Source organism: Cupriavidus sp. YR651 (assembly GCF_900101625.1).
Classification (GTDB): Bacteria; Pseudomonadota; Gammaproteobacteria; order Burkholderiales; family Burkholderiaceae; genus Cupriavidus.
Genome location: NZ_FMYZ01000003.1, coordinates 638,861 through 664,523, shown reverse-complemented (window position 1 = coordinate 664,523; position 25,663 = coordinate 638,861). Strand labels below are relative to the sequence as shown.

At 68.1% G+C, this 25,663-nt stretch carries 20 protein-coding genes and 1 riboswitch; of the genes, 12 read left to right on the top strand and 8 right to left on the bottom strand.

The features are described 5' to 3' along the window. The 3 genes from BLR29_RS32690 to BLR29_RS12665 all read left to right on the top strand — a co-directional run. A partial coding sequence (locus BLR29_RS32690) for a hypothetical protein (protein WP_218132688.1) occupies positions 1 to 340 on the top strand: 340 nt, incomplete at its 5' end. A gap of 223 nt (positions 341 to 563) precedes the next feature. Next, positions 564 to 1,439 (top strand): alpha/beta hydrolase, encoded by an 876-nt coding sequence (locus BLR29_RS12670; protein WP_092137286.1) that lies wholly within the window; start codon positions 564 to 566, stop codon positions 1,437 to 1,439. A 156-nt stretch (positions 1,440 to 1,595) separates the two neighbouring features. Then, positions 1,596 to 2,570, top strand: coding sequence for an alpha/beta fold hydrolase (locus tag BLR29_RS12665; RefSeq protein WP_092137285.1), 975 nt, complete (start codon positions 1,596 to 1,598; stop codon positions 2,568 to 2,570). Here BLR29_RS12665 and BLR29_RS12660 read toward each other — a convergent pair. Further along, the gene (locus BLR29_RS12660; protein ID WP_255371207.1) at positions 2,545 to 3,756 is read right to left on the bottom strand and encodes a methyl-accepting chemotaxis protein; all 1,212 of its coding nucleotides are present in this window, start codon (positions 3,754 to 3,756) and stop codon (positions 2,545 to 2,547) included. The genes BLR29_RS12665 and BLR29_RS12660 overlap by 26 nt on opposite strands. Positions 3,757 to 3,958: 202 nt before the next feature. Then, positions 3,959 to 4,212, top strand: a riboswitch (cobalamin riboswitch). A 101-nt stretch (positions 4,213 to 4,313) separates the two neighbouring features. On the opposite strand from BLR29_RS12660, the gene BLR29_RS12655 reads away from it, so the two are divergent. Continuing rightward, positions 4,314 to 5,384, top strand: a complete 1,071-nt coding sequence (locus BLR29_RS12655) for a HoxN/HupN/NixA family nickel/cobalt transporter (RefSeq protein WP_092137345.1) — start codon at positions 4,314 to 4,316, stop codon at positions 5,382 to 5,384. Here the strand turns inward: BLR29_RS12655 and BLR29_RS12650 are convergent. The 5 genes from BLR29_RS12650 to BLR29_RS12630 all read right to left on the bottom strand — a co-directional run bounded on the left by BLR29_RS12650 (position 5,381) and on the right by BLR29_RS12630 (position 16,469). Beyond that, entirely contained in the window at positions 5,381 to 6,055 is a 675-nt protein-coding gene (locus tag BLR29_RS12650) for a vWA domain-containing protein (protein ID WP_369804591.1), read from the bottom strand. The genes BLR29_RS12655 and BLR29_RS12650 overlap by 4 nt on opposite strands. A 17-nt stretch (positions 6,056 to 6,072) precedes the next feature. Beyond that, positions 6,073 to 7,176 (bottom strand): ATP-binding protein, encoded by a 1,104-nt coding sequence (locus BLR29_RS12645; protein WP_092137284.1) that lies wholly within the window; start codon positions 7,174 to 7,176, stop codon positions 6,073 to 6,075. Beyond that, positions 7,173 to 11,021, bottom strand: coding sequence for a cobaltochelatase subunit CobN (cobN, locus tag BLR29_RS12640; protein WP_092137283.1), 3,849 nt, complete (start codon positions 11,019 to 11,021; stop codon positions 7,173 to 7,175). The genes BLR29_RS12645 and cobN overlap by 4 nt, the downstream gene beginning before the upstream one ends. A gap of 3 nt (positions 11,022 to 11,024) precedes the next feature. Beyond that, positions 11,025 to 12,095 carry a cobalamin biosynthesis protein CobW gene (gene cobW / locus BLR29_RS12635; RefSeq protein WP_092137282.1) on the bottom strand — a complete coding sequence of 357 codons (1,071 nt, stop codon included), beginning with the start codon at positions 12,093 to 12,095 and terminating at the stop codon, positions 11,025 to 11,027. 189 nt (positions 12,096 to 12,284) lie between these two features. Continuing rightward, on the bottom strand, positions 12,285 to 16,469 hold the full coding sequence (locus BLR29_RS12630) for a cobaltochelatase subunit CobN (RefSeq protein ID WP_176860930.1): 4,185 nt from the start codon (positions 16,467 to 16,469) through the stop codon (positions 12,285 to 12,287). 527 nt (positions 16,470 to 16,996) lie between these two features. On the opposite strand from BLR29_RS12630, the gene BLR29_RS12625 reads away from it, so the two are divergent. The 3 genes from BLR29_RS12625 (at position 16,997) to BLR29_RS12615 (ending at position 18,635) form a co-directional block, all read left to right on the top strand. Continuing rightward, entirely contained in the window at positions 16,997 to 17,302 is a 306-nt protein-coding gene (locus tag BLR29_RS12625; RefSeq protein ID WP_092137280.1) for a hypothetical protein, read from the top strand. Between the two features lie 141 nt (positions 17,303 to 17,443). Beyond that, on the top strand, positions 17,444 to 18,136 hold the full coding sequence (locus tag BLR29_RS12620; RefSeq protein ID WP_092137279.1) for an alpha/beta hydrolase: 693 nt from the start codon (positions 17,444 to 17,446) through the stop codon (positions 18,134 to 18,136). Between the two features lie 121 nt (positions 18,137 to 18,257). Further along, a complete protein-coding gene (locus BLR29_RS12615; RefSeq protein ID WP_092137278.1) occupies positions 18,258 to 18,635 on the top strand; it encodes a hypothetical protein in 378 nt (125 codons plus the stop codon). Positions 18,636 to 18,675: 40 nt separating this feature from the next. Here BLR29_RS12615 and mdtD read toward each other — a convergent pair whose 3' ends face one another. Beyond that, the gene (gene mdtD / locus BLR29_RS12610; protein ID WP_092137277.1) at positions 18,676 to 20,091 is read right to left on the bottom strand and encodes a multidrug transporter subunit MdtD; all 1,416 of its coding nucleotides are present in this window, start codon (positions 20,089 to 20,091) and stop codon (positions 18,676 to 18,678) included. A gap of 126 nt (positions 20,092 to 20,217) precedes the next feature. Between mdtD and BLR29_RS12605 the strand changes: the two genes are divergently transcribed. Then, complete coding sequence (locus BLR29_RS12605) at positions 20,218 to 21,075, top strand: LysR family transcriptional regulator (RefSeq protein ID WP_092137276.1); 858 nt, start codon at positions 20,218 to 20,220, stop codon at positions 21,073 to 21,075. 12 nt (positions 21,076 to 21,087) lie between these two features. On the opposite strand, the gene BLR29_RS12600 is transcribed toward BLR29_RS12605, so the two are convergent. Next, on the bottom strand, positions 21,088 to 22,203 hold the full coding sequence (locus BLR29_RS12600; RefSeq protein ID WP_176860929.1) for an AGE family epimerase/isomerase: 1,116 nt from the start codon (positions 22,201 to 22,203) through the stop codon (positions 21,088 to 21,090). 206 nt (positions 22,204 to 22,409) lie between these two features. Between BLR29_RS12600 and BLR29_RS12595 the strand changes: the two genes are divergently transcribed. The 4 genes from BLR29_RS12595 (at position 22,410) to BLR29_RS12580 (ending at position 25,660) form a co-directional block, all read left to right on the top strand. Further along, on the top strand, positions 22,410 to 22,670 hold the full coding sequence (locus BLR29_RS12595) for a hypothetical protein (protein WP_092137275.1): 261 nt from the start codon (positions 22,410 to 22,412) through the stop codon (positions 22,668 to 22,670). 248 nt (positions 22,671 to 22,918) lie between these two features. Continuing rightward, positions 22,919 to 23,206 (top strand): hypothetical protein, encoded by a 288-nt coding sequence (locus tag BLR29_RS12590; protein WP_092137274.1) that lies wholly within the window; start codon positions 22,919 to 22,921, stop codon positions 23,204 to 23,206. A 432-nt stretch (positions 23,207 to 23,638) separates the two neighbouring features. Then, positions 23,639 to 24,499, top strand: coding sequence for a ferritin-like domain-containing protein (locus BLR29_RS12585; RefSeq protein WP_176860936.1), 861 nt, complete (start codon positions 23,639 to 23,641; stop codon positions 24,497 to 24,499). 18 nt (positions 24,500 to 24,517) lie between these two features. Beyond that, positions 24,518 to 25,660, top strand: a complete 1,143-nt coding sequence (locus tag BLR29_RS12580) for a glycosyltransferase (protein ID WP_092137272.1) — start codon at positions 24,518 to 24,520, stop codon at positions 25,658 to 25,660. Positions 25,661 to 25,663: the final 3 nt, after the last annotated feature.

The window sequence follows — 25,663 nt, the reverse complement described above, 5'->3', positions numbered from 1 at the left end:
GCCGGTTGCGGCTTGGGCGGCGCCGGTCACGAAGGCGGCGGCGAGGGCGGCGGCGGTCAGGATGGTCTTGGCGTTCATGATGGTGCTCCTTGCGGTGGGCTGGCGATCTCGTTGTGTGTGGATCGCACGGCCGGTGTTTGCTGCGTTTTCAGGGGTCTTTGTTTTCGTCTTCCGCTGCTGCTATCTACTGCTAGGTAGAGAGCAAGGGCTAAAAAAAAGACCGCCTCCCGGTACTGACAAACTGCTGGTGTTGCGTGGAGCGGAGCTGCTTGCCGGGGGGGTGTTGCTGTTTCCGGGGTGGTGCAGCGCTGTCCATGGCTCGAATATTATCTACTACTAGATAGATAAGCAAGGACGAATTTGCGAAGTGGCGCAAAAAGTTTCCAATCGGTCCGATAGCTATTCGCAATGTCCGCCTCAAACCCTTGATTTCTTGCGGAAAATATCGCAGCGACAAGCGCCGGCCCCCTGCCTTCCCGTGGCGACCCGTCGCGCTTCACCCTGTTATTTGTCCGCGCAAGTGCTAGGGTTATCACATCCGTCCCCCACCCCGATGACGCGCGATGCCGTCGACTCCCTCACCCGTCACTTCCCGCAGCGGCACCCGCTGGCTGGCCGGCGCCGCCGGGGTGGCCGGACTGGCGCTGGCGGCTGGCTTCGGGCGGATGCTGATCTTCCGCGCGATGGAGCGCGACGCCTTTGTCACCTGCCCGCTCGGCGAACTGACCGCCGAGGCCCTGGGCGTGCCGTCGCGCCAATACACCTTTGCAAGCGGCGACCGCGAACTCCATGCCTGCTTCGTAGCCGCACCCGATCCCCACGCCCCTGCGCTGGCGGTCTTTCATGGCGACCAGGAATGCCTGTCCGACTGGGCCCCCGTCCAGGCCATGCTCCATGCCGCTGGCATCACATCCTTCGTGTTCGACTACAGCGGCTATGGCGCCAGCACCGGCCGTCCCAGCGTGCGCAACCTGCAGCAGGATGCGCTCGCGGCCTACACGCAGTTCGTCGCCGCCACGCCGGACGCTTGCCGGCACCACGTGATGGGTTTCTCGCTCGGCAGCGGCATCCTGCTAGATATCGCCGGCCGCCTGCAGCCCCCGCCTGACGGCGCGATCATCGGCGCCGGCTTTCGCTCGGCCCGCGCCGCCGCGGTGGCCACGGGGCGCGTACCACGCTGGCTTGCATGGATGCTGCCGGACCCCTGGAACAACGCCGCGCGCATCCGCAAGCTGAGTCTGCCGGTGCTGCTGATCCACAGCCGGGCGGACGCCACCATTCCGTTCAGCCACGGCGAGCATCTCGCCCGCATGGCGCGGGGTCCAAGCCGGCTGGAGATATTCGAGGACCTGCCCCACAACGCCGCGATCGACCCGCCGCACATCCCCGCATTCTGGGCGCCGGTAATCGCCTACCTCCGCACGGATCGCCTGACCTGAGCCCTCGTCGATCGTCCAGCGCCAGCTCGTCCAATCATTTCGAACGTTTCCACCGCAGCCACGGCATGTCTTGCCGGGCCCGCCTCCGTACGCTTGTACGCGTAGTCCCCATCTCACCTTCCGCTCACTTGATTTCCGGATTCGAAGGAACCGACCATGCGTACCACTCTGATCTCCGCGATGCTGGCCACGGCGCTGGCGCTTGGCGGCGCGTCCTGGCAACGCCAGGCCCACGCCGCGGACACAACCATTCCGGCCGCGCGGATCGCGGAAGCCACCGCGAAAATCCAGGACGGCAAGGCCGACGTCAACGGCGTGCGCTACCACTACCTGCTGGCACGCGGCGGCAGCCAGACCGTCGTGCTGCTGCACGGCTGGGCCTCCACGTCATACATGTGGCGCTTCGTGATGCCGCAGCTGGTGGCGCGCGGCTACACGGTGCTGGCGCCGGATCTGCGCGGGCTGGGCGATACGACCAAGCCGGCCACCGGCTATGACAAGGCCAGCGTCGCGGAAGACATCCACGTACTGGTGCAGACGCTGCAACTCGGCCCCGTGGTCAACGTCGTGGGTCATGACCTCGGCGGGATGGTGGCCTACGCCTATGCCGCGCAACATCCGGACGCGGTGCGTACGCTGTCGATCATGGACGTACCGCTGCCAGGCATTGCGCCGTGGGATCAGCTGGTGCAGAGCCCGCGCACGTGGCACTTCCGCTTCTATCAGGTGCAGGACGTGCCCGAGATGCTGATCGCCGGGCGGGAATTGCAATACCTGAAGTGGTTCCACAACTCGGAAGCCGTGAATGCGCGGGCGTTCACGCCGGAAGCGGAAGACACGTACGCGCGGGCGTACGCCATACCCGGCGCCTTGCGCGCCGGATTCGAGTACTACCGGGCCTTCCCGCAGGATGCAAAGCAGAACCAGCAGTTTGCCCAGCACAAGCTGACCATGCCCGTGCTGGGCGTGGGCGGCGCCGGCAGCTTCGGCCCGATCATCGGCGACCACCTGCGCAACGTGGCCACCAACGTGCAGGCCGTCAGCATCGACGGTGCCGGTCACTGGGTGGCCGAGGAACAACCGGCCGCCGTGACCGACGCGCTCGTCAGATTCTTGCCGGCTGCCCGCTGAACCCCAGGGCCGTGCGCGATGCCGGGCGGGCAGGCTCGTCCGGCTCCAGCTTGAATTCGCCCACCACCTTCTGCAGTTGCTGCGCCTGTTCGGCCAGCGCCGACGACGCCGCGGCCGCTTGCTCCACCAGCGCGGCGTTCTGCTGCGTCACGTCGTCCATCTGCATCACGGCCTCGTTGACCTGCGCGATGCCGCTGCTCTGATGCTCGGATGCCAGCGCAATCTCGCCCAGGATCTGCGTCACGCGACGCACCGCCTGCACGATCTCCGCCATGGTCTGGCCCGCCTGGCCAACCAGCGTCGAGCCGCTATCCACCTGCTTGGCCGAATCGCTGATCAGCACATTGATTTCCTTGGCGGCCGCCGCGCTGCGCTGGGCCAGCGTGCGGACCTCGCCGGCCACCACGGCAAAGCCGCGCCCCTGCTCGCCCGCGCGCGCGGCTTCCACCGCGGCGTTCAGGGCCAGGATATTGGTCTGGAAGGCGATGCCCTCGATCACGGCGATGATGTCCGTCACCTTGCGCGAGCTCGCGCTGATCGCCTGCATGGTCTCCACCACATTGCCGACGATCGCGCCGCCGCGCTCGGCAATGCCCGACGCAGACTCCGCCAGCCCGTTGGCCGTGCGGGCACGTTCGGTGTTCTGCTTCACCATCGACGTCAGCTCACCCATGCTCGACGCGGTTTCCTCCAGCGTCGCAGCCTGTTCCTCCGTGCGCTGCGACAGGTCGGTGTTGCCGGCAGCGATCTGGTGCGAGGCCGACGAGATCGAATCGCTGGCCGACTTGATGCGCGTGACCAGGTCCGTCAGCATGTCTTCCATCTCGCCCAGCCCGCCCAGCAGGCGGCCGAAGTCGCCACCGCGCTCGGTCTCGAACTCCTTGCTGAGGTCGCCCGCCGCCACCGTTTCGGCGATGAATTCGGCCTCCTTGAGCGGCTCCTCGATGGCGCGCACCAGCCGGAACCAGCAGACCACGCTGAAGATCAGCACCGCGCCGCCGAGGCCGAGGACCCAGCCGCGCGTATTGTCGTCGTCCGCCGCAACGGCTTGCGCGGTGACGGCCGGCTTGTCGGCCCCCGCGCCCGCGCGTTTTTCCAGGTCGCCGATCCGCCCCAGCGCAATCGTCATCATGACCGCCACCAACAGCACGACCACGCCAAGTGCGGCACCCAGCCGAGTCCGCATACTCAAGTTATCCCAAGCCATGATGCCTTTCCGCTCCTCGTTGTACCCCGACTCGTCGCTCTATGGGGCTATCGGTGGGCTAACGGCAGGACCCCCGCGGGACTTTAGCCCCACCAAAGGATGGCGGGAAAGTGCGGATTGCGGCGACCCTCGAAAAAGTTCTACTCCGGACAACCGGCGCGTCTACAATGGCCGTCGCCAGAAATGGCATCCGATTGAAGGTGCCCGAATCGGCCGCAGGCCGACAGGGTTAAACGGGAAACAGGTGCGCCGCCCCAAGGATGACCGGGTGGCAAGGCCTGTGCTGCCCCCGCAACGGTCGGCAGGTTTCAAGGCTCCACGCCGGCATGGCCGGCAGCCACTGCGCCCTGGCGCGGGAAGGCGGATCCCTGGTACGCGGCATGCGCCGCGCACCGCCTGCAAGCCCGGATACCGGCCTCCGATCCCATCACCGATGTCGCGGACGGGCGGCGTGCGGGGACATGACGGCCAACGCGGCCGCTCTTCACCCACGCGTGCGCCCGGGCATCGGCCCCGAGATCGAACCAGGCGCATACATGTTGCTCGACACCCTTCGCTTCCTGCGCAGCGTCTTCAATGACGAGGACGCCGACGTCCGCCGCAAGACCATTGCCCTCTACGGCCTGCTGATCGCCGCCAATATCGGCGCATGGCTCTGGGCGCTGACCGCCTTCCGCGACTACCCGATGCTGCTGGCCTCCGCCGTGCTGGCCTACACGCTGGGCCTACGGCACGCGGTGGACGCGGACCATATCGCCGCCATCGACAACGTCACGCGCAAGCTGATGCAGGAAGGCAAGCGCCCGGTGGCAGTGGGCTTCTTCTTTTCGCTCGGCCACTCCGCCGTGGTCACGCTGATGTCGATCGGGATCGCGCTGGCGGCCGCCGCCCTGCAATCGCGCTTTGCCGAGATGAAGAGCGTCGGCAGCATGATCAGCACCAGCATGTCCGCCCTCTTCCTGTTCCTGCTGGCGTTCTTCAACCTGCTGATCCTGCTGTCCGTGTGGCGCGCGTTCCGGGCGGTGAAGCGCGGTGAAACCCTGCGCGCGCAGGACCTGGACCTTCTGCTGTCCGAGCACGGCGTGATGGCCCGGCTGTTCCGTCCGCTGTTCCGGCTGGCCAGCCGCAGCTGGCACCTGTTCCCGATGGGCTTCCTGTTCGGGCTCGGCTTCGACACCGCGACGGAGGTGGCGCTGTTCGGCATCTCTGCGGCAGAGGCCGCCCGAGGCGTGCCGTTCTGGACCATCATGGTGTTTCCCGCGCTGTTCACGGCGGGCATGTCGCTGGTGGACACCACCGACGGCGTGCTGATGCTGGGCGCCTACGGCTGGGCGTTCACCAAGCCCATCCGCAAGCTCTACTACAACATGACGATCACGCTGGTCTCGGTGGTCGTCGCCGTGGTCATCGGCGGCATCGAGTCGCTGGGGCTGATCGCGGACAAGCTCGGGCTGGAAGGCGGCCTGTGGGACGTGATCGGCGCGCTCAACGACCACTTCGGCATGCTGGGCTACGTGATCATCGGCGTGTTCGTGGTGAGCTGGCTGGTGTCGCTGGCGGTCTACCGGCTGCGCGGCTACGACAAGATCGAGGTCCGGCTCGGTTAGCTCACCAGGTCGGCGACGTCGCCGGCGTCCCCAGCGTCCCGGTATGCGGCGCCCCACGCCTCCGCAATCCGCCGGCAGCGACCGAGCGGCATCGCATGCCGCTCCACATCGACGATGACCACGTGATCGGCCCAGGCTGGCCGGGGCGGCAGCTCGCTGCTGCGGCCATCGGTCAGCAGCCACAGCCAGCGTTGCTGCGCCGGGCGCCGCCGCGCACTGCGCGCCAGCAGCTGATCGGCACGCGCCACGCCCAGCGCCAGCGGCGTGCCGCCACCACCGCCAATCGGACGGATCCAGTCTTCGTTCCACAACCGCGCGCGCGAGGGCGGCAGGCGCACCTCGGCGCGTCCTGCGGCAAAGCAGACCAGCGCGGCGTCCGCACGCGACTGATAGGCGCGCTCCAGCACACGCAACAGCACGCCCTTGGCCAGCGCCAGCGGTTCGCCATGCGCCATCGATCCCGAGCAGTCGAGCGCCACGCAATGCAGCACGCCGGCGCGCGCATCTACCCGGCGGTGGCGCACATGTTCGATGGAGAGCGGCGCCTGCCGCTTGGCCGCGAGCGTGCGCGGCCAGTGGATGCGCGTGCCCGTCGAATCTCCGCGTGGAGCGACGGATCGCGGAACTTGTCGCGGCGCCAGCCACCGGTGGCCGCCTCGCCCGATGGGCACGGCCGCCTGCCGGTGGCTCAGGCTTTTTTTGCCGGGGGCCCCCGGAAGGGCTTCAGCGGCTTCACGTCGGCAATGCCAGCCGATGCCGGGGGCGGCATGGCGCCCCAGGGATTGTCGCGATCCGCAGCGGATGACGCCGACGCCGAAGACGCCGAGTCCGAAGACGATGTTGAAGACGAAGCTGAAGACGAAGCCGACGATGCTGACGACGGCTCCCCGGCATCCCGCCCCGCCGGTCGATCCGCGCCGGGCGTTTGCGGCGCGCCAGCATGACGGCGATGGTGAAGAACGAATTCCGCCACGTGGTCGACATGGGCCGCCGCGATGGCATCGGCGCCCTCCCACGCAGCCAGCGCACGGGCGGCGCGCAGCATCACCAGGTCGGCACGTACTCCGTCGACGGCGGCCGCCAGGCACAGCGCGCTGACCTGCGCATGCACCGCATCGGAGAACGTCAACCCGAGCAGCGCCGCACGCGCCCGCACGACGCGATCCGCCAGTTCGCGCTGCGGCGTGGCCACGGCCGCGCGGAAGCCTTCGGGGTCCGCATCGAACGCCAGCCGTGCGCGCACGATGGCCTGCCGCGTGGCGGGATCGTCGTAGTTGGCCAGCGCCAGCGCCAGGCCAAAGCGATCCAGCAGTTGCGGGCGCAACTCGCCTTCCTCCGGATTCATGGTGCCCACCAGCACAAAGCGCGCGGCGTGCTGATGCGAGACGCCATCGCGCTCCACCACGTTCACGCCACTGGCGGCCACGTCGAGCAACTGGTCGACCAGCGGGTCGGGCAGCAGGTTGACTTCGTCCACATACAACACGCCATCGTGCGCGCGGGCCAGCAGGCCGGGGGCAAATCGCACCTGCCCTTCCTGCAGCACGTGGCCCAGGTCCAGCGTGCCGGTCAGCTGTTCCTCGCTGGCGCCCAGCGGCAGCGTCACGAAGTGGCCGTGCGGCAGCAGTTCGGCCAGCGCGCGGGCGGCCGTGGACTTGGCCGTGCCGCGCGGGCCCGTCACCAGCACGCCGCCAATGCCGGGGTCGACAGCCGCCAGCAGCAGCGCCAGCTGCAACCGGTCCTGTCCGACCAGTGCGCCGAAGGGAAAAACAGGTCGTACCGCGGTGTTCATGATTGGGTTCCTTCCAGCCGCTGCTCGTTGTCGAGCAAATGCGCCTCGATCCGCTCGCGCTGATCGCCCGGCGCCTGCCACAGTCCGCGTGCCATCGCTTCCAGCAGCCGCTCGCAGATGCCCTGCAGCGCGCGCGGATTGTGGCGCGCGAGAAATTCGCGCGTGGCGGCGTCGTTGACATAGGCATCCGCCACCAGCGCGTACTGGTGGTCGGCCACCACGCGCGCCGTGGCATCGTAACCGAACAGGTAGTCCACGGTGGCCGCCATCTCGAACGCGCCCTTGTAGCCGTGGCGCTTCATGCCGTCGATCCACTTGGGATTCACCACCCGCGTGCGAATCACGCGGGCGATTTCCTCGCCCAGCGTGCGCACGCGTGGCGCGGCCGGGTTGGCGTGGTCGCCGTGGTAGATCGCGGGCTGGCTGCCGCCAAGATGGCGCACGGCGGCGACCATGCCGCCCTGGAACTGGTAGTAGTCGTTGGCGTCCAGGATGTCGTGCTCGCGGTTGTCCTGGTTCTGCACCACGGCGTCGAGCGCGGCCAGCCGCGTCGCGAACGTCTCGCGCGCCTCGATGCCGTCCGCGCGCTGGCCATAGGCATAGCCGCCCGCGTGCAGGTAGGCGTGGGCCAGGTCCGCGTCGTCCTGCCAGCGGCGGCCATCGATCAATGCCTGCAGGCCGGTGCCGTAATCGCCGGGCCGCGCGCCGAAGATGCGCCAGCCGGCGCGCTCGCGGGCGGCGTCGGCCGGCACGCCCTCGCCTTCCAGCCGCGCACGCTCCGCCAGCATGCGCGCGCGGATCGGGTTGACGTCGTCGGGTTCGTCGAGCTCGGCCACCGCGCGCACAGCGGCGTCAAACAGCGCGACGAGGTTCGCAAACGCGTCCCGGAAGAAGCCCGAGACCCGCAACGTGACGTCGACGCGCGGACGGTCGAAGATCGTCATCGGCAGGATCTCGAAGTCCACCACGCGGTGGCTGCCCTGCGCCCATTTGGGCCGCACGCCCAGCAACGCCATGGCCTGGGCGATGTCGTCGCCACCGGTCCGCATCGTGGCCGTGCCCCACACCGACAGCCCGACTGCGCGCGGGTATTCGCCATGCTCCTGCAAATGACGCTCGATCAGCTGCGACGCGGAACGCAGGCCCAGCGTCCACGCGGTGCGCGTGGGCACCGCGCGCGTATCGACCGAGTAGAAATTGCGCCCTGTCGGCAGCACATCCGGCCGGCCTCGCGACGGGGCGCCACTGGGCCCCGGCGGCACGAAGCGCCCTTCCAGGCCGCGCGCCAGTTGCGTGAGCTCCTGTGGTCCGCAAGCGTCGAGGCTCGGCAGGACGACGTCGCGCAATCGCGCCAGCACCGCCGCCGTGCGGGGCATCTGCAATGGCAACGACGGCGACAACGGCGATGACATGTCGCCCGCCATCTCCTCCAGGCATTGCAGCGCTACCGCTTCCAGCCGCTCGCGCGTATCGCCGTAGTGCCGCCACGGTCCGGCATCGACGGCCGCCAGCAGCGCGGGGCGCGGGCCCGTCCACGGTGCGGCCCAGTCGGCATCGAGCGGATCGAAACCATCGCCAAGCGCAAGATCCGCGGCCAGCGCGGTGAGCAGCCCCGCGCTCGCGTCCTTGCCATTGCCGACCGGAAAACGCCCGAGCGCGGCCAGCGTGTCGCGCCGTTGCTGGCCCGTCGGCGACTGGCCGAACACGTGCAGGCCATCGCGGATCTGGGACTCCTTGAGCTCGCACAGCCAGGCATCGGTCCGGTTCAGCAGCGCATCCTCTTCCTCGCCACCGCTCGGCGCCTCCAGCCCGAGTTCGCGATGCAGCTGCTGGCCGACGATCGACGCCAGGATTTCCTTGCGCAGCAGCCGCGCGCGGCGCGGATCGACGGTCAGGGCCTCGTAGTACTCATCGACCTGACGTTCCAGGTCCTGCAAGGGACCGTAATTCTCCGCGCGGGTCAGCGGCGGCATCAGGTGATCGATGATCACGGCCTGCGCGCGGCGCTTGGCCTGTGCGCCCTCGCCGGGGTCGTTGACGATAAACGGGTAGAGGTGCGGCAGCGGCCCGAGGATCGCGTCGGGCCAGCAGGCCTCGGACAGCGCCACGCTCTTGCCCGGCAGCCACTCCAGGTTGCCGTGCTTGCCGACGTGCACGACGGCATCGATGCCAAAGACGTGCCGCAGCCAGAAGTAGAACGCCAGATAGCCATGCGGCGGCACCAGCTCGGCATCGTGGTAGCTCGCGTAGTCATCCACGCCATACGCGCGCGCCGGCTGGATGCCGACGAACACCTTGCCCGTGCGGATGCCCGCGATCATGAAGCGGCCGTCGCGCACCATCGGGTCCGCCTCCGGCGCTCCCCATCGCGCGGCAATCGCTTCCTGGCTGGCGACGGGCAGTTCGGCAAGCCAGCGACGATAGTCGGCCACCGCCACACTCTGGAAAGCGGGCCGCAGCGCGTGCTGCGCCAGATCGTTGGTGACCCCGCGCGTCAGACCCTGCATCAGCGCATCGCCGTCGGCGGGCAGCGGGCCCACGGCATACCCCTGCGCCGCCAGCATCGACAGGATCTGCACGACCGATGCCGGCGTGTCGAGCCCCACGCCATTGCCGATGCGCCCTTCACTGGCCGGATAGTTGGCAAGGATCAGCGCCAGCGTCTTGTCCGCATTCGGCAACGTGCGCAACCGGCACCAGCGGCGCGCAAGCTCCGCCACAAAGCGCACGCGCTCCGCATCGGGCTGGTAGCGCACCACATCCACTTCCGTCTGCGCGCAACGATAAGCCAGGCCCTTGAAGCTGACAGCGCGCGTGATGATGCGGCCATCGACCTCGGGCATCGCGATATGCATCGCCACATCGCGCGTGCTGAGCCCCTGGCTGTCCTGCAGCCAGTCCTCGCGATTGCCGCCGCTCAGGATCACTTGCAGCACCGGTGCGTCGTTGGCCAGCGGGGCATCCCGGTCGCCGGCCTCGCCCGCCTCGCCTGTCTTGTCCGCCTGGTCGAGCGATGCCACGGAAAATGCCGTGGTGTTGAGCACCAGCGCCACACCGTGCGCGTCGCACAGACGCTGCAGCACTTCGCGGCACAACGGCTCCTTCAGCGAGCTGACGGCCAGCGGCAGCGGGCACAGGCCCGCCGCGTAGAGCGCGTCGATCATCGCGTCGAACACCAACGTATTGCCGGCCTGCAGATGCGAACGATAGAACAGCAGCGCCACGACCGGGCCACCGGCCACGCCACGCGCGGCCCAGTCGCGCGTCCAGTCGTCTGCCGTGGCCACCCCGTGCGCGGGGTGGTAGATCGCGGCCTGCGGCAAGACTCGCGGCGGCAGCGCGGGCTCTCCCCAGCCAAACGCGTGCTGCCCGAGGCAATGGAAAAACTGCGCGGCGTTGCCTGCGCCGCCTTCGCGCAAGTAGCGCCATAGCTGGTGCGACAGTGCGGCCGGCGCATTGCCGCGCCGCGCGAGGTTGTCGTCCTCGGCCAGATCGCCGGAGAACATCACCAGCAACTGTCCGCGCGCGCGCGCCAGTTCGGGCAGGCGTTCCAGCCCGTACGCCCAGTCGCTCTCGCCGCCGAGATGGTCCACCACCACCACGCGGGCGTGCTGCAGGACGTCATCGATGTAGAGATCGAGCGACGCCGGCTGGCGCAGGTACATCTGGTTGGCCAGCCGCACGCTCGGGTAGCCCGCGCCGAGTTTCGGCACGGCCTCGGCCAGCAGCGACAGCGTGGTATCCGCCGCGCTCAGGATGACAATGTCGCCCGGCGTCTGCGTGATGCGCAGGACGACGGCGCTGTCTTCGACAAAGCCACCGGGCCGGGTGGACAGCAGGTGCATGGATCAGCGCGCGGCGGCCAGCGCGGTATCGAGCGCGGATTGCAGCGCCGCGCCGTCAAGGTCCTGCCCGATCAGCACTACGCGCGTACCCTGCGGCTCGCCGGCGCGCCAGGCGCGGTCGAAATAGCTGTCGAACCGCTGGCCCACGCCATGCAGCACCAGCCGCATGGCCTTGCCCGGCAGCGCCGCGAAACCCTTGATGCGATAGATCGTATGGCCGGCGACGAGCTGCTGCAGCGCGCCGAGCAAATGTTCGCGATCGACCGTGCCGGCCTCCACCACCACGGAGTCGAATTCGTCGTGATGATGGTCGGCGTGATCGGGATCGTCTGCGTTGCCGTGGTGATCCACGCGCAGATGAATCGTCTCTTCCGATGCGCGCTTCAGGCCAAGCAGCATCGCCACGTCCAGCTTGCCGGCCTGCGACGGCACGATCTTGACCTCCGCCGGAATCTCCGGGCGCACCAGCGCTTCCACGCCGGCGATCTGCGCGGCGTCCATCAGGTCGGTCTTGTTGAGGATCACGAGGTCGGCGCTGGCAAGCTGGTCTGCGAACAGCTCGTGCAGCGGCGACTCGTGATCGAGGTTGGGGTCGGCGCGGCGTTGCGCATCCACCGCCACGGGATTGGCGGCGAATTGCCCGGCCGCGGCGGCGGGGCCATCGACCACCGTGACCACGGCGTCCACGGTAAACGCGTTGCGGATGCTGGGCCAGTGGAAGGCCTGCACCAGCGGCTTGGGCAGCGCCAGCCCGGAGGTTTCGATCAGCACGTGATCGATCTGGTCGCGCCGCTCCAGCAATTGCTCCATGACCGGGAAGAACTCTTCCTGCACCGTGCAGCACAGGCAGCCGTTGGCCAGTTCATAGAGCTGGCCCGTGGGCTCGCCCGCGTCGTCGCAACCGATGCCGCAGCCCTTCAGGATCTCGCCGTCGATGCCCAGTTCACCAAACTCGTTGACGATGACCGCGATGCGGCGGCCGTTGGCGTTGTCGAGGATATGACGCAGCAAGGTGGTCTTGCCGCTGCCGAGGAAGCCGGTGACGATGGTGGCCGGGATCTTGGACGTTTGCATGCGAGGGTTCCGGTAGGGTTCTTGGCGCGGCAGGGTCTGGCGCCGTGTGACGTGATGAGGTCGCGGAAAACTGGATGGATGCCGACAGCGTCGGACGCCATCAGGGCGGAGCGGAACGCGACGAGGCGCCCAGCATAATGAGATCGGCTGGCGCTGTCCATTGGCGGCGGAAAGCATATCCACGGCGGATCATCGCGCCCTCGCCCGCGCGCGCCGCCATTCCACGAACGCCCCCGTGGCGACGGCCAGCAGCGCCAGTGCGAGTGCCGCCATCGCGTGGCTGGCGTGGGTCGCCGCCGGGGCGGCCGCCGGTGATGCACGCATCTCCAGCCGCTGGCCGGTGACGGGCTGCGCCGGACCGTCGGCGGACCTCGGCGGCATCGGGACGGACATCGTCGATGCCGTCGGCGATGATGGCGTAGCGGGTGCCGGGGTGGGCGCGGATGCCTTGCTGGCGCGCGGTGGCTCGACGTCGGCCGGCTTCGCCAGCGGCCCGGGCGCCACCATGGCATCGGCCAGCTGGCGGCCCAGAGCACGCAGCGCGTCCGGGTTCACCTGCGCATCCCGGCCCGCCCGCGCGATATGTGCCATCAGCACCGGATTGCCGCAGGTATTGGCGGTGCACGACAGCCCGTCGCGGCCGACCGAGGCCGCGTAGCGCCGCAGGAGTTCCGCGCGCTCCGCCTCGGAAAACCGGTAGCTGCCCTGCCGGTCCACTTCCAGCAGGCGCGCCAGGATGCCCTGCTGCGCATGCGGATTCGCCTTGCGGAAGAAATCGTCCATGCCGAGGCCGAGCTTGTCCGCCACGTAGACGTCGTAGGTGCGCTGCCAGAATTCGCCGGACATCTGCTCGGGCACCGTGGCCTGGAAGCCATACAGGTGCTCGATTTCCTTGAACATCTCGCGCGCGCCGGCGTAGCCCGAACGCTGCATCGCGCCGACCCACTTCGGGTTCCACTGGCGCGCGTTCAGTTCCGTGGCCAGCCAGGTGCGGGCGTCCACCGTTTCCGCATCCCCGACGCGGCGCAGGTTGTGCAGCCAGAAACGCGGAGCCTGGCCGCTGACGGCGCGCGTGGCCGCCGTCAGCCCGCCCGCGTACTGGTAGGTATCGTCGTTGTCCAGCGCGCCATACAAGGTGCTGGCGCGCGAGAACAGCACTGCCTGATTGGATTGGAGGTGGCTGGCCAGCGCCGCCGGCGCGCTCTCGCCCCAGCCTTCCGCCGAGTAGGCAAAGTTCATGTAGCGCAGATACTGTCGCGCCAGCGCGTCCGGCGCGCCCTGCGCATCGCGGCTCTGTTCGACCATCTGCTGCACGCCGATCGCATAGTTGCCGGGTTTCGCCGCAAACACGCGTGCGCGGGCCAGCCGCCCGGCCTGCGCGGGATCGACACCGCTGGCAGTCAGCGCCGCCGCCACGGCACGGTCGTGGCGGCTTACCGCGTTGTCGCCGGCTGCGGCGGCCAACCGCGCGGCCTTGTCGAGCAGCGCCACCTTGTCGCCAAAGCCATCGCGATAGATGCCCGAGATCGTCAGCAGCACGTTCACGCGGGGCCGCCCGAGCGCGCTATCGGGAATCAGCCGGACATCTTCCACGCCGCCTCGCGCGTTCCAGACCGGCTCCACGCCCATCAGGTACAGCGCCTCGGCCTCCATCGCTCCCTGATGGCGCTCCGTTTCGCCATACCAGAGCACCATCGACACCGATTCCGGCACACGGCCCGTTTCCTCGCGGAACCGCGCCAGCGTCTGGTCAGCCATCGCCTTGCCGAGCTGCCATGCCGCCTGCGTGGGAATCCTTGCGCCGTCAAAGGCGTGGAGGTTGCGCCCTGTGGGCAGGCTGTCCGGCGTGCGCACGGGATCGCCCAACGGTCCCGACGGCAGATAGCGGCCCGACAGCACGGTGACCAGCCCGTCGAGCTCCTGCCGTGGCGACGCGCGCAAGTCCGCCAGCCATTGCCGGCCAGCGGCGATGGCATCGCACGCGGGGCCGCGCAGCGACTCGGGCAGGTCGTCCGTGGACGGATCGCGTGCGGCCGCCGCTTTCCCCAACTGATCGTTCACCACCTGATTGTCCAACTGAGCGCCCACCAGCTCGCCGGCCCATCGGCGCAGGCGCGTGGTGCCCACGGCCTTCGCGGCGTCACCGCGCAATTGCGCGGCCAGCATCGTCACCAGCGCGTCCACCTGATCCGATGCGGGCGGCATGTCGCCCAGCGCGTGGATGCCCAGCGGCATCGGTTCCGCCTCCACCTTGTGCAGGAAAGCGTGGATCGTGGGCTCGATCGACGCCCACGGCGCGCCCGCATCGAGCCCCAGCTGCTGATCGAGCTTCAGCGCGCGCACCTGCGCGATGGCCTGTGCGCGGTATTGCGCCGCCAGCTCGGGCGATGCATCGCGCGTTGCCGCCTCCTGCTCGATTGCTTCGTCGAGCGCGGCCAGCGCGGGCGGCTGTCCGGCGTTGGCCAGCAATGGTGACAGATGGCTCACCAGCACCGCCGCGCTGCGCCGCTTGGCCTGGATCGCCTCGCCGCCACCATCCTGGATGTAGACGTAGGCGTTGGGCAGGTCGCCCAGCAGCACCTCCGAGCTGTCATCGCCAGCCTGGCCAACCTGCTTGCCCGGCAGCCACTCCAGCGTGCCGTGACGGCCAACGTGCACGACGGCGTCCGCGCCAAACGTGTGGCGATACCAGAGATATGCGGCGATAAACGAATGCGGAGGTGGCGTGATGGTGTCGTGCGAGGTGTCCATCGCGCGCGCGAATGTCGAGCGCAGTGGTTGCGGGCCGACGAACACGTTGCCGAAGCGCAAACCTGGAATCGCGAACGCCGGCGCGCCGTGTGCATCGCGCGTCAGCATCAGCGGGTTGCGCTCGGGCGGCCCCCACGCTTGCGTGACGGCCGCGCGGAACGAGGCGGGCAGCGCGTCGAACCAGCGCCGGTACTGCGCCACGGGCAAGAGCGTGACGTGGCCGCCGCGCACCATGCGGTCCAGTTCGCCGGGAGACCAGGTTTCGATATTGCGGCCGTTGGCCTCGAGCAGCGCGGTCAGTGTGGCAGCGTCGGGCAACTGAGCGGGTAACTGTGAGGGTGACTTGTCGCCCGATCGCGAATCGTCGGTGCGATAGCCCGCTTCGTGCAGGCGCTGCAGGATCCGCGTCAGCGAGGGCAGCGTGGCCAGGTAGCTGGCGCCGATATTGCCGCGCCCCGGCGGGTTGTTGTAGTAGAGGATGGCCACGTGCTTGTCAGCCGCGGGCTTGTCCTGCAGCGCGATCCAGCGCCGCACGCGCGCCACCACGGCCTCCACGCGCTCGGGCACCGCGATGCTGGCCTTGGCGCCATCGGCATCTTCCTGCGTCGCAAACAGGATGGGCTCGGTCGCCCCGCTGCGCTCCGGCGCCGTCAGCAACAACGGCAGCCGTTCTCCGGCAATGCCGCGCACGTCGGCGCGCCACGCGGACTGGCTGTCGCGGGTGGCAAGCAGGTTGATCGTGTGCAGGCCATGGCGGGCCAGCCAGTCCTTGTCCTCGGCGCGGGGAATGGTCAGGTTCAGCGCCAGCAGCACACGCAGCGGCGTATCGGCGTGCAGGCCGCCCGACTCTGTCAGCATGGCATCGAGCCCTGACAGCGGCCAGCCGAACACCGGCACGGCGCCGATGCCCTGATGTTCGAGCGCGGCGATCAGCGCATCGACATGGGCCAGGTCTCGCTGGCGATAGCTGGTGGCATAGAAACTGATGCCGACCAGCGGCGCATCGGCGCGCAGACCGCCCGCCTGCCGATACCAGCGCAAGTAATCCGCGAGCGATGCGAAAGGCTGCGGCGCGCGAGGATGATAGATGCCCGCTGCAGGCGCGGGCCGAACCGGCGGCACGGCAATCGGCACAACGCCCTGCGCGCGCTGGCTTGCGGCCACGGCAAAGGCGAGGAAACCCGCGAGATTGTCGGCGCCGCCCGCTTCCCAGTAGGGCTGCGCGATGGCGTTCTGCACCGCGTCGGTCGAGAAGCCCCACGCCGCATCCACGCTCTGTGCGGGCGCACCGAGAATCAGCGCCCCACGCGCACGGGCCCGACGCACGCCGGGCGCCATCTCGCGCAGCACGGCACTGGGCGCGAACCATGTGTAGATGACGTCCGCGCGCGCCAGGCTGGCGGCATCCGGCGCCTGTGTCGTGAACGCGAGTTCAGCCACGCCATCGCCATGCGCGGCACGAAACGCCGCCTGCGCGGCGGGCAAGAGATGGGGATTCGTGGTGACCACCAGCACGCGTACCGGTGCGGCCAATGCCGCCAGTGGCAACAACATCAGGCATAGCAGCCAGAGCCGGCGCAACAGGCGCGGAGACACGGTGGACTCGGGGAACACGGTGGACACTTCGGAGGACGCTTGGGAGGTTCGCGGATTTGCAGACGCACGATGCCGGCGCTGCCGGCCGTGCATTCTACCCGCGCGCCATCGGCGGTGGTCGTACAACCGCAGTTCATCCCTGCGTCATGAACTGTTGTGGCGCGCCGACGGACGGCGTCAGGCGTGTTGTTTTTTTACGCACCGGAATCATGCGGCGACACGCGGACCCCCTGGCAAGTTTCACCAGAATTGGCAATAAACGTCGCGGGGTTGTCGGCAAAAAAGAAAAAATGGTCAACGCGCAGCGGCGCCGAGCGCACGTGCGAACCGGCCTGGCGATGCGCCATGCCCGATGGGCGGCCGATGGAAGGCTGACGGGAGGCCGATGGGCGGTCAATCTACTCCCGTCAAGTAGCGGCGGCAATCATTCTTGTGGGGGACCCCACATCAGCCATGGTGACCCATCGTGTACCTTGCGCCGAATCGTCTATATTGGTCGACATGGCGCGCACATCCGACTCACCCAGCCGTAGACAGCCCTGGAGGTATCTGCCATGCGTTCGCTTGCAAACTTGTTCAGTCCGCCGACGCCCGAGAAGATCGCCGAAAAGGAACTGCAAGACATGAGGCTGACGCTTTTCCAGGCAGAACGCCGCCTGCTTGAAGCGCAGATGCAAGTCGACTACTACCGCAACATGATCGCGTTCCTGGAGGAAGTGGGCGCGACCGGTGTGGAAGGCGTCGCCGACAAGCGTCATGCCGCCGCGGCCTCGGTCGATGCACCGACGGCGGCGCTGCCGCAGCCGACGCGCTCGGCCCCCGGCCTCACCACCGTACCGATCGTTCCGTCGGCAGCCTGAGGGCTGCCACGCGCACCACCGCATGGGCCAACCGGGCCAACGCGCAGGCCGGCACACCGGCCTGTGCGATACTCGCCCGGGTCTACGCCATGCCGCCTCAGCCAGGGGCGGCATGCGCACGTCCCCTTCAGGAAACGGCCCATGAGCGAACTGCTGCCCGCGATCGAAATTGAAACCGCGCCGAACCCGGCGTTTTCCGTCATCTGGATGCACGGCCTGGGTGCCGATGGCAGCGACTTCGTGCCCGTGGTACCCGAACTCGGCTTGCCCGATGCACCCGCGGTCCGCTTTATCTTTCCGCACGCGCCCGCGATTCCGGTCACCTGCAACAACGGCTACGTCATGCCGGCGTGGTACGACATCTACTCGCTCGACGAAGCGGGCCGCCGCGCGGATGAAGCCGGCATCCGTGCCTCGCGCGACGCCATCCGCGCGCTGATCGCCCGCGAAAACGCGCGCGGCGTGCCCACGGACCACATCGTGCTGGCGGGATTCTCGCAAGGCGGCGCCATCGCGTACACCACGGCGCTGACCCATCCGGAAACGCTGGCCGGCGTGGTGGCGCTCTCCACGTATATGCCATCGACGGATCTGATCGCAGCCGAGGCCACGCAAGCCAACGCCGCAACGCCGGTGTTCGCCGCGCATGGCACCCAGGACGACGTGGTGCCGCTCGCCCTGGGCGCACGCGCCCGCGACTTCCTGATCGCCCGCGAGCAGCCGGTGACATGGCATACCTATCCGATGCCCCATTCCGTCTGCCTGGAAGAGATCGCCGAGATCGGCGCCTGGCTGCACGCGCGTCTTGACGGCGCGGCGCCGGGCTCCGCATAGAGGTTGTTTCAAAATGAAGCGAAGCGGTCCTGGCTAGACGCGCGGCCGCAGACAGTACAACTGGTACGGCAAGGCCGCGCAACGACGCCAGGATCTTTTTGAAACAACCTCCTTCAATCGAATGATTCCCGCCACGCCCCTGCCCCGTATCGACTTCAACACCCGCAAGGCGCTGATGTTTGCGCTGACGGCCGAACGGCTGTCCGCGTTCTATGAGCACCGCACCTGGATGACGGATGCGCAAGGGGCCACGCTGGCCGGCTTGTGGCTGTCGCGATCCAAACTGCAACTGGCGTTATCGGAACGGCGGCTGCTCTCTGAACTGAGCGACCAGTTTGCACGCCAGCTGGCGGCGTCACTGTCCCGCGAGGCCGGCCTCTATGCCGCGCACGAGATGATGGAAGCGCTGGACCCGAACTACCAGTCGGCGTTCGCGCACGACATGCTCGACGAATGCGATCGGCTGCTGCGCGAAAACGGCGTCACCGAATCGGACTGAACCGGCGCCCGGATAGCACAGGATCGCGTGCCGGCCCGGGCTATCGCGCAGGCGGCGCCTCGGCCGGACGACGTACGGGATTCAGCGCGTCGGCATCGAGCCGCCGGAACACCAGCGCCGACAGCAGGGTGATGACGCCCACGCTCAGGAAGGCCAGCCGATAGGCCGGCGCGGCCACCCCCAGCTTGACCGAGAACAGGCTGACCAGCCCGCCGCCGATGGTCACGCCCAGCCCGATCGCCAGCATCTGCACCATCGAAAACAGGCTGTTGCCGCTGCCCGCGTCCTCGCGCGACAGCCCCTTCAGCGTGACGCTGTTCATCGCCGCGAACTGCATCGAATTGGCGGCGCCGAAGACCGCTAGCTGCACGATCGACATCGCCAGCGGCCAGCCCGGCGACATCGCCGCGAACGAGGCAATCGACGCGCCCACGATCAGCGTGTTGATCAGCAGGAAGTTGTCGTAACCATAGCGGTTCACCAGCGGCACGATCCAGCGCTTGGAAATCGTGCCGGCGATGGCCACCGGCAGCAGCATCAGGCCCGAATGGAATGGCGAATAGCCGAGCTGGAGCTGGAACAGCAGCGGCAGCAGGAACGGCACCGCGCCCGAGCCGATGCGGCACACCAGGTTACCGATCAGGCCGACGCTGAAATTGGGCTCGCGGAACAGGGCCAGCCGGAACAGCGGCGTGCGATGCCGGCGCGCATGGGGAATATAGAGCAGCGCGGCGGCAACGCTCGTGGCCGCCAGTGCGGCGCTCCAGCGGCCATTTTCCGCCCCGTTTTCCAGCGCCAGCGAGAACGCCACCATGCAGAGCGAGAGGAGTCCGCAGCCAATCCAGTCGAAGGGCGGTGCCTCGCCAGCCTCGCCGGCCGGCAGGTAGCGGCGCACGGCCAGCAGGCCAACCAGTCCCACCGGCAGGTTGATCAGGAAGATCCAGTGCCACGATGCGCTTTGCACCAGCCAGCCACCCAGCACCGGGCCGAAGATCGGCCCCACCTGCCCCGCGATCGATACGAACGCCAGCGCGGCGATGTACTGCTCGCCCGGAATATTGCGCAGCACGGCCAGCCGTCCGATCGGCAGCAGCATCGATCCACCCACGCCCTGCAGCACGCGCGCGATGACCAGTTGCGTCAGCGTGTGCGCCGTGGCGCAGAACATCGACCCCAGCACGAAGATCAGGATTGCGCTGAAGTAGACGCGCCGCGTGCCGAACTTGTCCGCGAGCCACCCCGAGGCCGGCGTCAGCATCGCCATGGTCAGCGTGTACGCCACCACCACGGGCTTGAGGTCGAGCGGTTTCTCACCCAGGCTGTGCGCCATCGACGGCAACGCGGTGTTGACGATGGTGGTGTCCAGGGTCTGCATGAAGAAGCCAGTGAAGACGATCCACAACATGGCCTTCTGGGAAAAGGCCTGGCTGGCGGCGGAGGATGAAGCGGTATGCATTGGGGCTCTTGGGGGCGATATCCCGGAATATCCGGGAATCAGTGCCAATGGTAATCAGCGCGCACCCCATCGGGAACCCCTCTGGTGTTGTTGACTGCAATCGGAAATGCCGATCACAATCCCGCCATGCTCAATCCCACCTGGATCCAGACCTTCGCCACGGTAGCCACGGCGCGCAGCTTCACGGACGCCGGACGGCAGCTCGGCCTGTCGCAGTCCTCGGTCAGCGATCACATTCGCCGGCTGGAGCAAAGCGTCGGCCGACGGCTGTTCATCCGCGATACGCACTCGCTGTCGCTCACGCCGGACGGCGAGGCCTTGCTGGTTCACGCCCGGCTGATCCTGGAGTCGCTGGCGCGTGCCGAATCCCAGTTCAGCGCGCCGCGGCTGCAGGGGCGTGTGCGACTGGGCACGTCGGAGGACCTGGCCCAGGGCCCGCTACCCAACATGCTGGCAGCATTCCGGGCCACGCACCCCGATGTGGAGCTGGAAATCACGATCGGCATGACGGGCAAGCTCTACGAGCTGATCGAGGCCGGCACGCTGGACCTGATGGTAGGCAAGCGCCGCGAGAGCGACCGGCGCGGCGTGCCGCTGTTCCGGGGCCAACTGGCATGGCTGGCGCGGCCCGGGACGGTCATCGATGTGCGCCAGCCGTTGCCCCTGATCCTGGTGAACGAGCCGAGCGTGACGCGCTCCATCGTGCTCGACACGCTGGCCAAGGGCGGCTGGCGCTGGCGCATGGTCTGCACCAGCAGCAGCCATTCCGGCTGCATTGCCGCCGCACGCGGCGGACTGGGCATTACGGTACGCGCGCAGAACCTGTCCGGCGGTGGCCTGGTGCCGCCCGTGAATGTCGACGCGTTGCCGGTGCTGCCCGAGGTGGATTTCATCACGCTGGCGGCGCGGCGACTGTCCAAGCCCGCCGAGACGCTGCTGCGGCTGATCCAGAAGAGCGACTTACGCGCCGCACGGGTCGACTAGGCGCAGCGGGGATTACCTGACCAGCGTAGCCAGCGCCTGGTAGGCGGTCAGCAGGTGATAGGGCGTGGTGGAAGGCATTTCCGCACGCACGATCTCGCCATCGGGTGCCACGCATTCGTGCCAGCCATCGGCGTGGAGAAAGCGGCCCCGGAAGCACTCGATCCAGGTTTCCAGCTCGGCCAGCATTACGGGGTCCTGGTCGGCGCGGCCCTTGACGGCCAGCGCGCGCGCAAACTCGGTCTGCGCCCAGATGCGCTGCGTGCCATCCTGCACGGCGCCCTCCCCGTCCAGCGCCGCGCAAACCCCCAGCGTTCCATCCGCCACACCGTGGCGGCGCGCGAAGTCGAATGCCTGACCCAGACTTGCGGCGAGCGGCGTGGTGGCGAACAGTGCCGGCGCCATCATGACCAGCGAGTACCACTCGAACTGATGGCCCGGTTCGATCCGATTGCCGGGCGTCCCCTGCGGCAGTTCCGCCACGCAGCCATTGGCGGGCGCGACAAAACCGGCGTACACGGCACCGGCCAGCGCCTGCAGACGGCTGGCGAACCAGGGGTCGCCGGTGGCCTCCAGCGCGGCCAGATATGCCTCCGTCAGGTGCATGACGGGGTTCTGGAGGACGCCGCTGCCATTGGCGGTGAAGTTGGCCGCCAATGCCGCCTGATACAGGCCATTGCCATCGGCAAAACGCTGCTCGATGACATCCACGGTACGCCGGAGCACCGCGAGCGCATCGGGATTGCCTCCCGCCCGGTGGTAGTGCGCGCAGGCGAAGACGACAAAAGCGTGGGTATAAAGGTCGCGCGTGGTGTCTTGCGGCTTGCCGTCCGCATCCACGCTGTAGATCCAGCCGCCCATGCCGTCGCCAAAATACTGCTGCAGCGACGCAAACAACGTGTCCGCGTGGGCGAGGTGGCCCACCGCCGAAAACACGTAGAGCTGGCGCGCGCACGCCATCGCCCGATAGCGCTTGTCTGGCAAGGGCTGGCCCGTGGCACCGGCCAGCGCCTCATGCGCCAGGCGCATGGCGGGGTTCCAGCCGACACCGGTCCAGGCCGGCAGAATGGCTGCGTCGAAGTGCGCGATCAGCGAGGAAATCCGTTCGGAGAGGGTCGGCGAAACGTGCATGGTGGAATCAGTTGCGGGCGCCGCACGGGTCGGTCCCCGGCGCCAAGCGACAGAAGATACTGTAAATGTCGGGGCCGCGAAAGGAGCCAAAGGGCGCCGGCGCCGCACCGCAGCACGCAGCCGTATATCGGGGTGGCAATGCCGCGCCGCGGTGTCTATGTTGAAAGTCTATCGGTCGCTGACCCTTGCCGCACGGGAGAGATGCCATGTCCACACATCCGATGACCCTGACTGATCATCGCCGCACGCTCGTGATGCATGTGCTGGAAGACCCACCCGGGCGTTATACGTGGCGGATCGTCGTGGAAGAGAAATGCGGCGGTGCCGACTGCGACAGCATGATCGAGGCCGCGTCCGATTATCCATCCCATGCCGAAGCGGAAGCGGCGTGCTGGGCAGCCGGGAATGGCATGCTCGACGGCCCCCGCGCCGCAAGCGAATCCACCGGCACACGAATGCCGCATTAGGCACTCGTCACCACTATCCGACACTTGATCCGTGCCATCCATCGCCTAGGCTGGAAATGTGGTGGCACGCGAGACGGGACCCATTTGGCCCGTTTTTTCCGTTTCCGCACGCGCCTGCCGGGGCCGCTCCCGGCCGCGCGACAGGAAGGGCAGCCGCGGCCACCCGCCTGACGATTCCGGGTCCCGCCCGCAGGCGCCGGACCAAGGGTGAACAAGAAGCCCGCCGGCCGGACCCAGGGAGAGAAGCGATGGACAAGCCGACCGTAAGCCCCCGCCGCTTTGTCGAACTAATGAATGAGCGGCTCTGTAAACACCCCCTTTATCGGGAAGGGATGCACGTCTACGCCATACCGCCCCATTCGGAACACCCGCGCAGCCTGGTTTGCGTAGGACCGCGCGGCACCGAAGGGATTTGCGCCACGATCGAGAACATCGTTCGCGGCGAATGCGATGTCTTCCCGGATATCCCACAGGAATGGCACCGGCATCCCGGCATGGAATCCCACTCGCAGACGGCGTCGCGATCCCACCGCTAACCGGGCGTATCTGACCCCTCTTACCTTCTTCTTAGCCTCTTGCCGGCGGGCCCAGTCCCGCCGGGCTCCGTTCGGCCCTCACGCCGCCGTCAGCCAAACCAGGCAAACCAGCCAGACAGACTGGCGGCTGGCACGCGCACCGGACAGCCGCCGACTCGTGTCGCGCCTGGCATCCTCCATGTGATTCCCTCTGGCCATCCGGCCATCCCCATCGCGCGGTGATTGCCCCGCCGGCCGCCTCACGCGCGGCAGTGCGATATCGTCACGCGCTGGATACAATGGCTCCGCAATCCCCTGCCCGGAGAGCCAATGAAAAAAGAATTCGACATGGATGGCGTCGTGGCTGACCTGCCAGCAGCCAGCGCCGAAGCACGGGCCGCCGCGGTGGCCGCCACCATTGCCCGCGCGGCGGTCGACCAGGCCGACCATGCGATGCGCAACTGGTCGGATCCCACCCCGGGGCCGCTCCGCATCGGGTCGGCCGAACACCTGCGCATGTTCTGCAACATGCTGCTGCAAACCCACAACCCCTATAAGCCCGCGGTCATCGACTGGCCGGCGCTGTCGCCTGACGCGCTGAAGCGTGTGACGTCGCTGCCAATCTGGGACATCGCCGTGCAGACCGAAGGCCGCGCGTCCGTGCGCGTGCGAAGCTACGCCAGCACTGTCCGCGATCCGTTGCTGCGCAGCGCCCTGGAAATGGACGCCGACGAGGAGGCGCGCCACAAGGTCGTGCTGTCGAAGCTGGTGGAAGCCTATGGCATCGCGCTGGCGCCGGAGCCCGAATACCTGCCGCCCGCCGACCGGGAATGGGGCTGGCTGGTGACCGGCTACAGCGAATGCATCGACAGTTTCGCCGCGTTCGGGCTGTTTGCCGCAGCCAGGGATTCGGGCTACTTCCCGGCAGAACTGGTGGAGACATTTGAGCCCGTGATCCAGGAGGAAGGCCGGCATATCCTGTTTTTTGCGAACTGGGTCGCCTGGTATCGTGCCAGCCTGCCATGGTGGCGCCGCCCGGCATTCGCCTTCAAGGTCTGCCGGGTCTGGTTCTTCCTGATCCGGGAACGCATCGGCATCGCCCGGGGCATCGACGTGGATGTCGAGGGCGCGGCGCAGGATGCCAACTTCCCGATGAACGCGGCCGGGTCGCTGGGCCAGACGCTGTCCGCCGGCGCCATGATCGATCTCTGCCTGGCCGAGAACGAACGGCGCATGGCGGGGTATGATGCGCGCCTTGTGCGTCCGACCACCGTGCCCTGGCTGGCCCGGCTGGCCCGACGCTTCATCCACTAATCAGGAACGACGCACGTCATGGCGTTTGGATTGTCTTTGCTGACCCTCGTGGTCTGGTGCGTGCTGGTGTTTGCCCGCGCCGGTTTCTGGCGTGTGCGCAAGCCGGCGCCGTCTCCCCGTCCCGCCGCATGGCCCGCAGTGGTCACGGTGATCCCGGCGCGCAACGAGGCCGATGTTATCGGCCGCGCCGTCACCGGGGTGCTGGGCCAGCACTATGCAGGCCGCCTGCACCTGGTGGTGGTCGACGATCACAGTACCGACGGGACCGCCGATATCGCGCGCGCCGCCGCCCTGGCGATCGGCAAGGCCGATGCCCTGACCGTGGTGACCGCCCGCGAATTGCCGGCCGGCTGGAGCGGCAAGGTCTGGGCGCAGTCGGAAGGCCTGGCGGAAGCGGATATTCAGGTGCCGGACGCTGCATTCACGTGGCTGACCGACGCCGACATCTGGCACGGCCCGCAGACCCTGACCGAACTGGTGGCCCGCGCCGAGGACGAGAAGCGTGACCTGGTCTCCCTGATGGTGCGCCTGCGCTGCGACTCCGCATGGGAGCGCATGATCGTGCCGGCTTTTGTGTTCTATTTCGCCAAACTCTATCCATTCTCCCGCGTGGCAGATCCGCGCAGCCGTGTCGCGGCCGCCGCTGGCGGGTGCATGCTGGCGCGCCGCTCCGCGCTGGCACGGATCGGCGGATTCGCCGCCATTCGGGGCGAACTGATCGACGATTGCAGCCTGGCGGCGCAAATCAAGGCCGGGGGCTCGATCCGACTGGATCTGGCGGACGACAGCATTTCGCTGCGCCCCTATGACGACTGGCAGAGCCTGTGGAACATGATCGCCCGCAGCGCCTACACCCAGTTGCATTACTCGCCGCTGATGCTGGCGGGGGCCACGCTGGGCATGATCCTCACCTACTTCGCGCCGCCCGTGCTGGCGCTGGCCGGTGGCGCGGCGCTGTGGCCGGCATGGCTGGCCTGGATCCTGATGGCGGCAAGTTACCGGCCGATGCTGCGCGAATACCGCCAGCCGGCATGGATGGCGCCGCTCCTGCCCGTAACGGCGCTGTTCTACCTCGGCGCAACCCTCGATTCCGCCCGCCGCTACTGGCTGCGGCGCGGCGGACAGTGGAAGGGACGCTCCCAGGCACCGATGCGGTCCTGATCC

Excerpts from the sequence above, each read along its gene's own strand:
- BLR29_RS12625 (WP_092137280.1), top strand. The coding sequence starts at position 16,997 with ATGCGTTCGCTTGCAAACTTGTTCAGTCCGCCGACGCCCGAGAAGATC.
- mdtD (WP_092137277.1), bottom strand. The coding sequence starts at position 20,091 with ATGCATACCGCTTCATCCTCCGCCGCCAGCCAGGCCTTTTCCCAGAAG.
- BLR29_RS12660 (WP_255371207.1), bottom strand. The coding sequence starts at position 3,756 with ATGCGGACTCGGCTGGGTGCCGCACTTGGCGTGGTCGTGCTGTTGGTG.
- BLR29_RS12605 (WP_092137276.1), top strand. The coding sequence starts at position 20,218 with ATGCTCAATCCCACCTGGATCCAGACCTTCGCCACGGTAGCCACGGCG.
- BLR29_RS12600 (WP_176860929.1), bottom strand. The coding sequence starts at position 22,203 with ATGCACGTTTCGCCGACCCTCTCCGAACGGATTTCCTCGCTGATCGCG.
- cobW (WP_092137282.1), bottom strand. The coding sequence starts at position 12,095 with ATGCAAACGTCCAAGATCCCGGCCACCATCGTCACCGGCTTCCTCGGC.
- BLR29_RS12620 (WP_092137279.1), top strand. The coding sequence starts at position 17,444 with ATGAGCGAACTGCTGCCCGCGATCGAAATTGAAACCGCGCCGAACCCG.
- BLR29_RS12655 (WP_092137345.1), top strand. The coding sequence starts at position 4,314 with ATGTTGCTCGACACCCTTCGCTTCCTGCGCAGCGTCTTCAATGACGAG.
- BLR29_RS12595 (WP_092137275.1), top strand. The coding sequence starts at position 22,410 with ATGTCCACACATCCGATGACCCTGACTGATCATCGCCGCACGCTCGTG.
- BLR29_RS12670 (WP_092137286.1), top strand. The coding sequence starts at position 564 with ATGCCGTCGACTCCCTCACCCGTCACTTCCCGCAGCGGCACCCGCTGG.
- BLR29_RS12585 (WP_176860936.1), top strand. The coding sequence starts at position 23,639 with ATGCGCAACTGGTCGGATCCCACCCCGGGGCCGCTCCGCATCGGGTCG.
- BLR29_RS12665 (WP_092137285.1), top strand. The coding sequence starts at position 1,596 with ATGCGTACCACTCTGATCTCCGCGATGCTGGCCACGGCGCTGGCGCTT.
- BLR29_RS12590 (WP_092137274.1), top strand. The coding sequence starts at position 22,919 with ATGGACAAGCCGACCGTAAGCCCCCGCCGCTTTGTCGAACTAATGAAT.
- BLR29_RS12580 (WP_092137272.1), top strand. The coding sequence starts at position 24,518 with ATGGCGTTTGGATTGTCTTTGCTGACCCTCGTGGTCTGGTGCGTGCTG.
- cobN (WP_092137283.1), bottom strand. The coding sequence starts at position 11,021 with ATGCACCTGCTGTCCACCCGGCCCGGTGGCTTTGTCGAAGACAGCGCC.
- BLR29_RS12645 (WP_092137284.1), bottom strand. The coding sequence starts at position 7,176 with ATGAACACCGCGGTACGACCTGTTTTTCCCTTCGGCGCACTGGTCGGA.
- BLR29_RS12615 (WP_092137278.1), top strand. The coding sequence starts at position 18,258 with ATGATTCCCGCCACGCCCCTGCCCCGTATCGACTTCAACACCCGCAAG.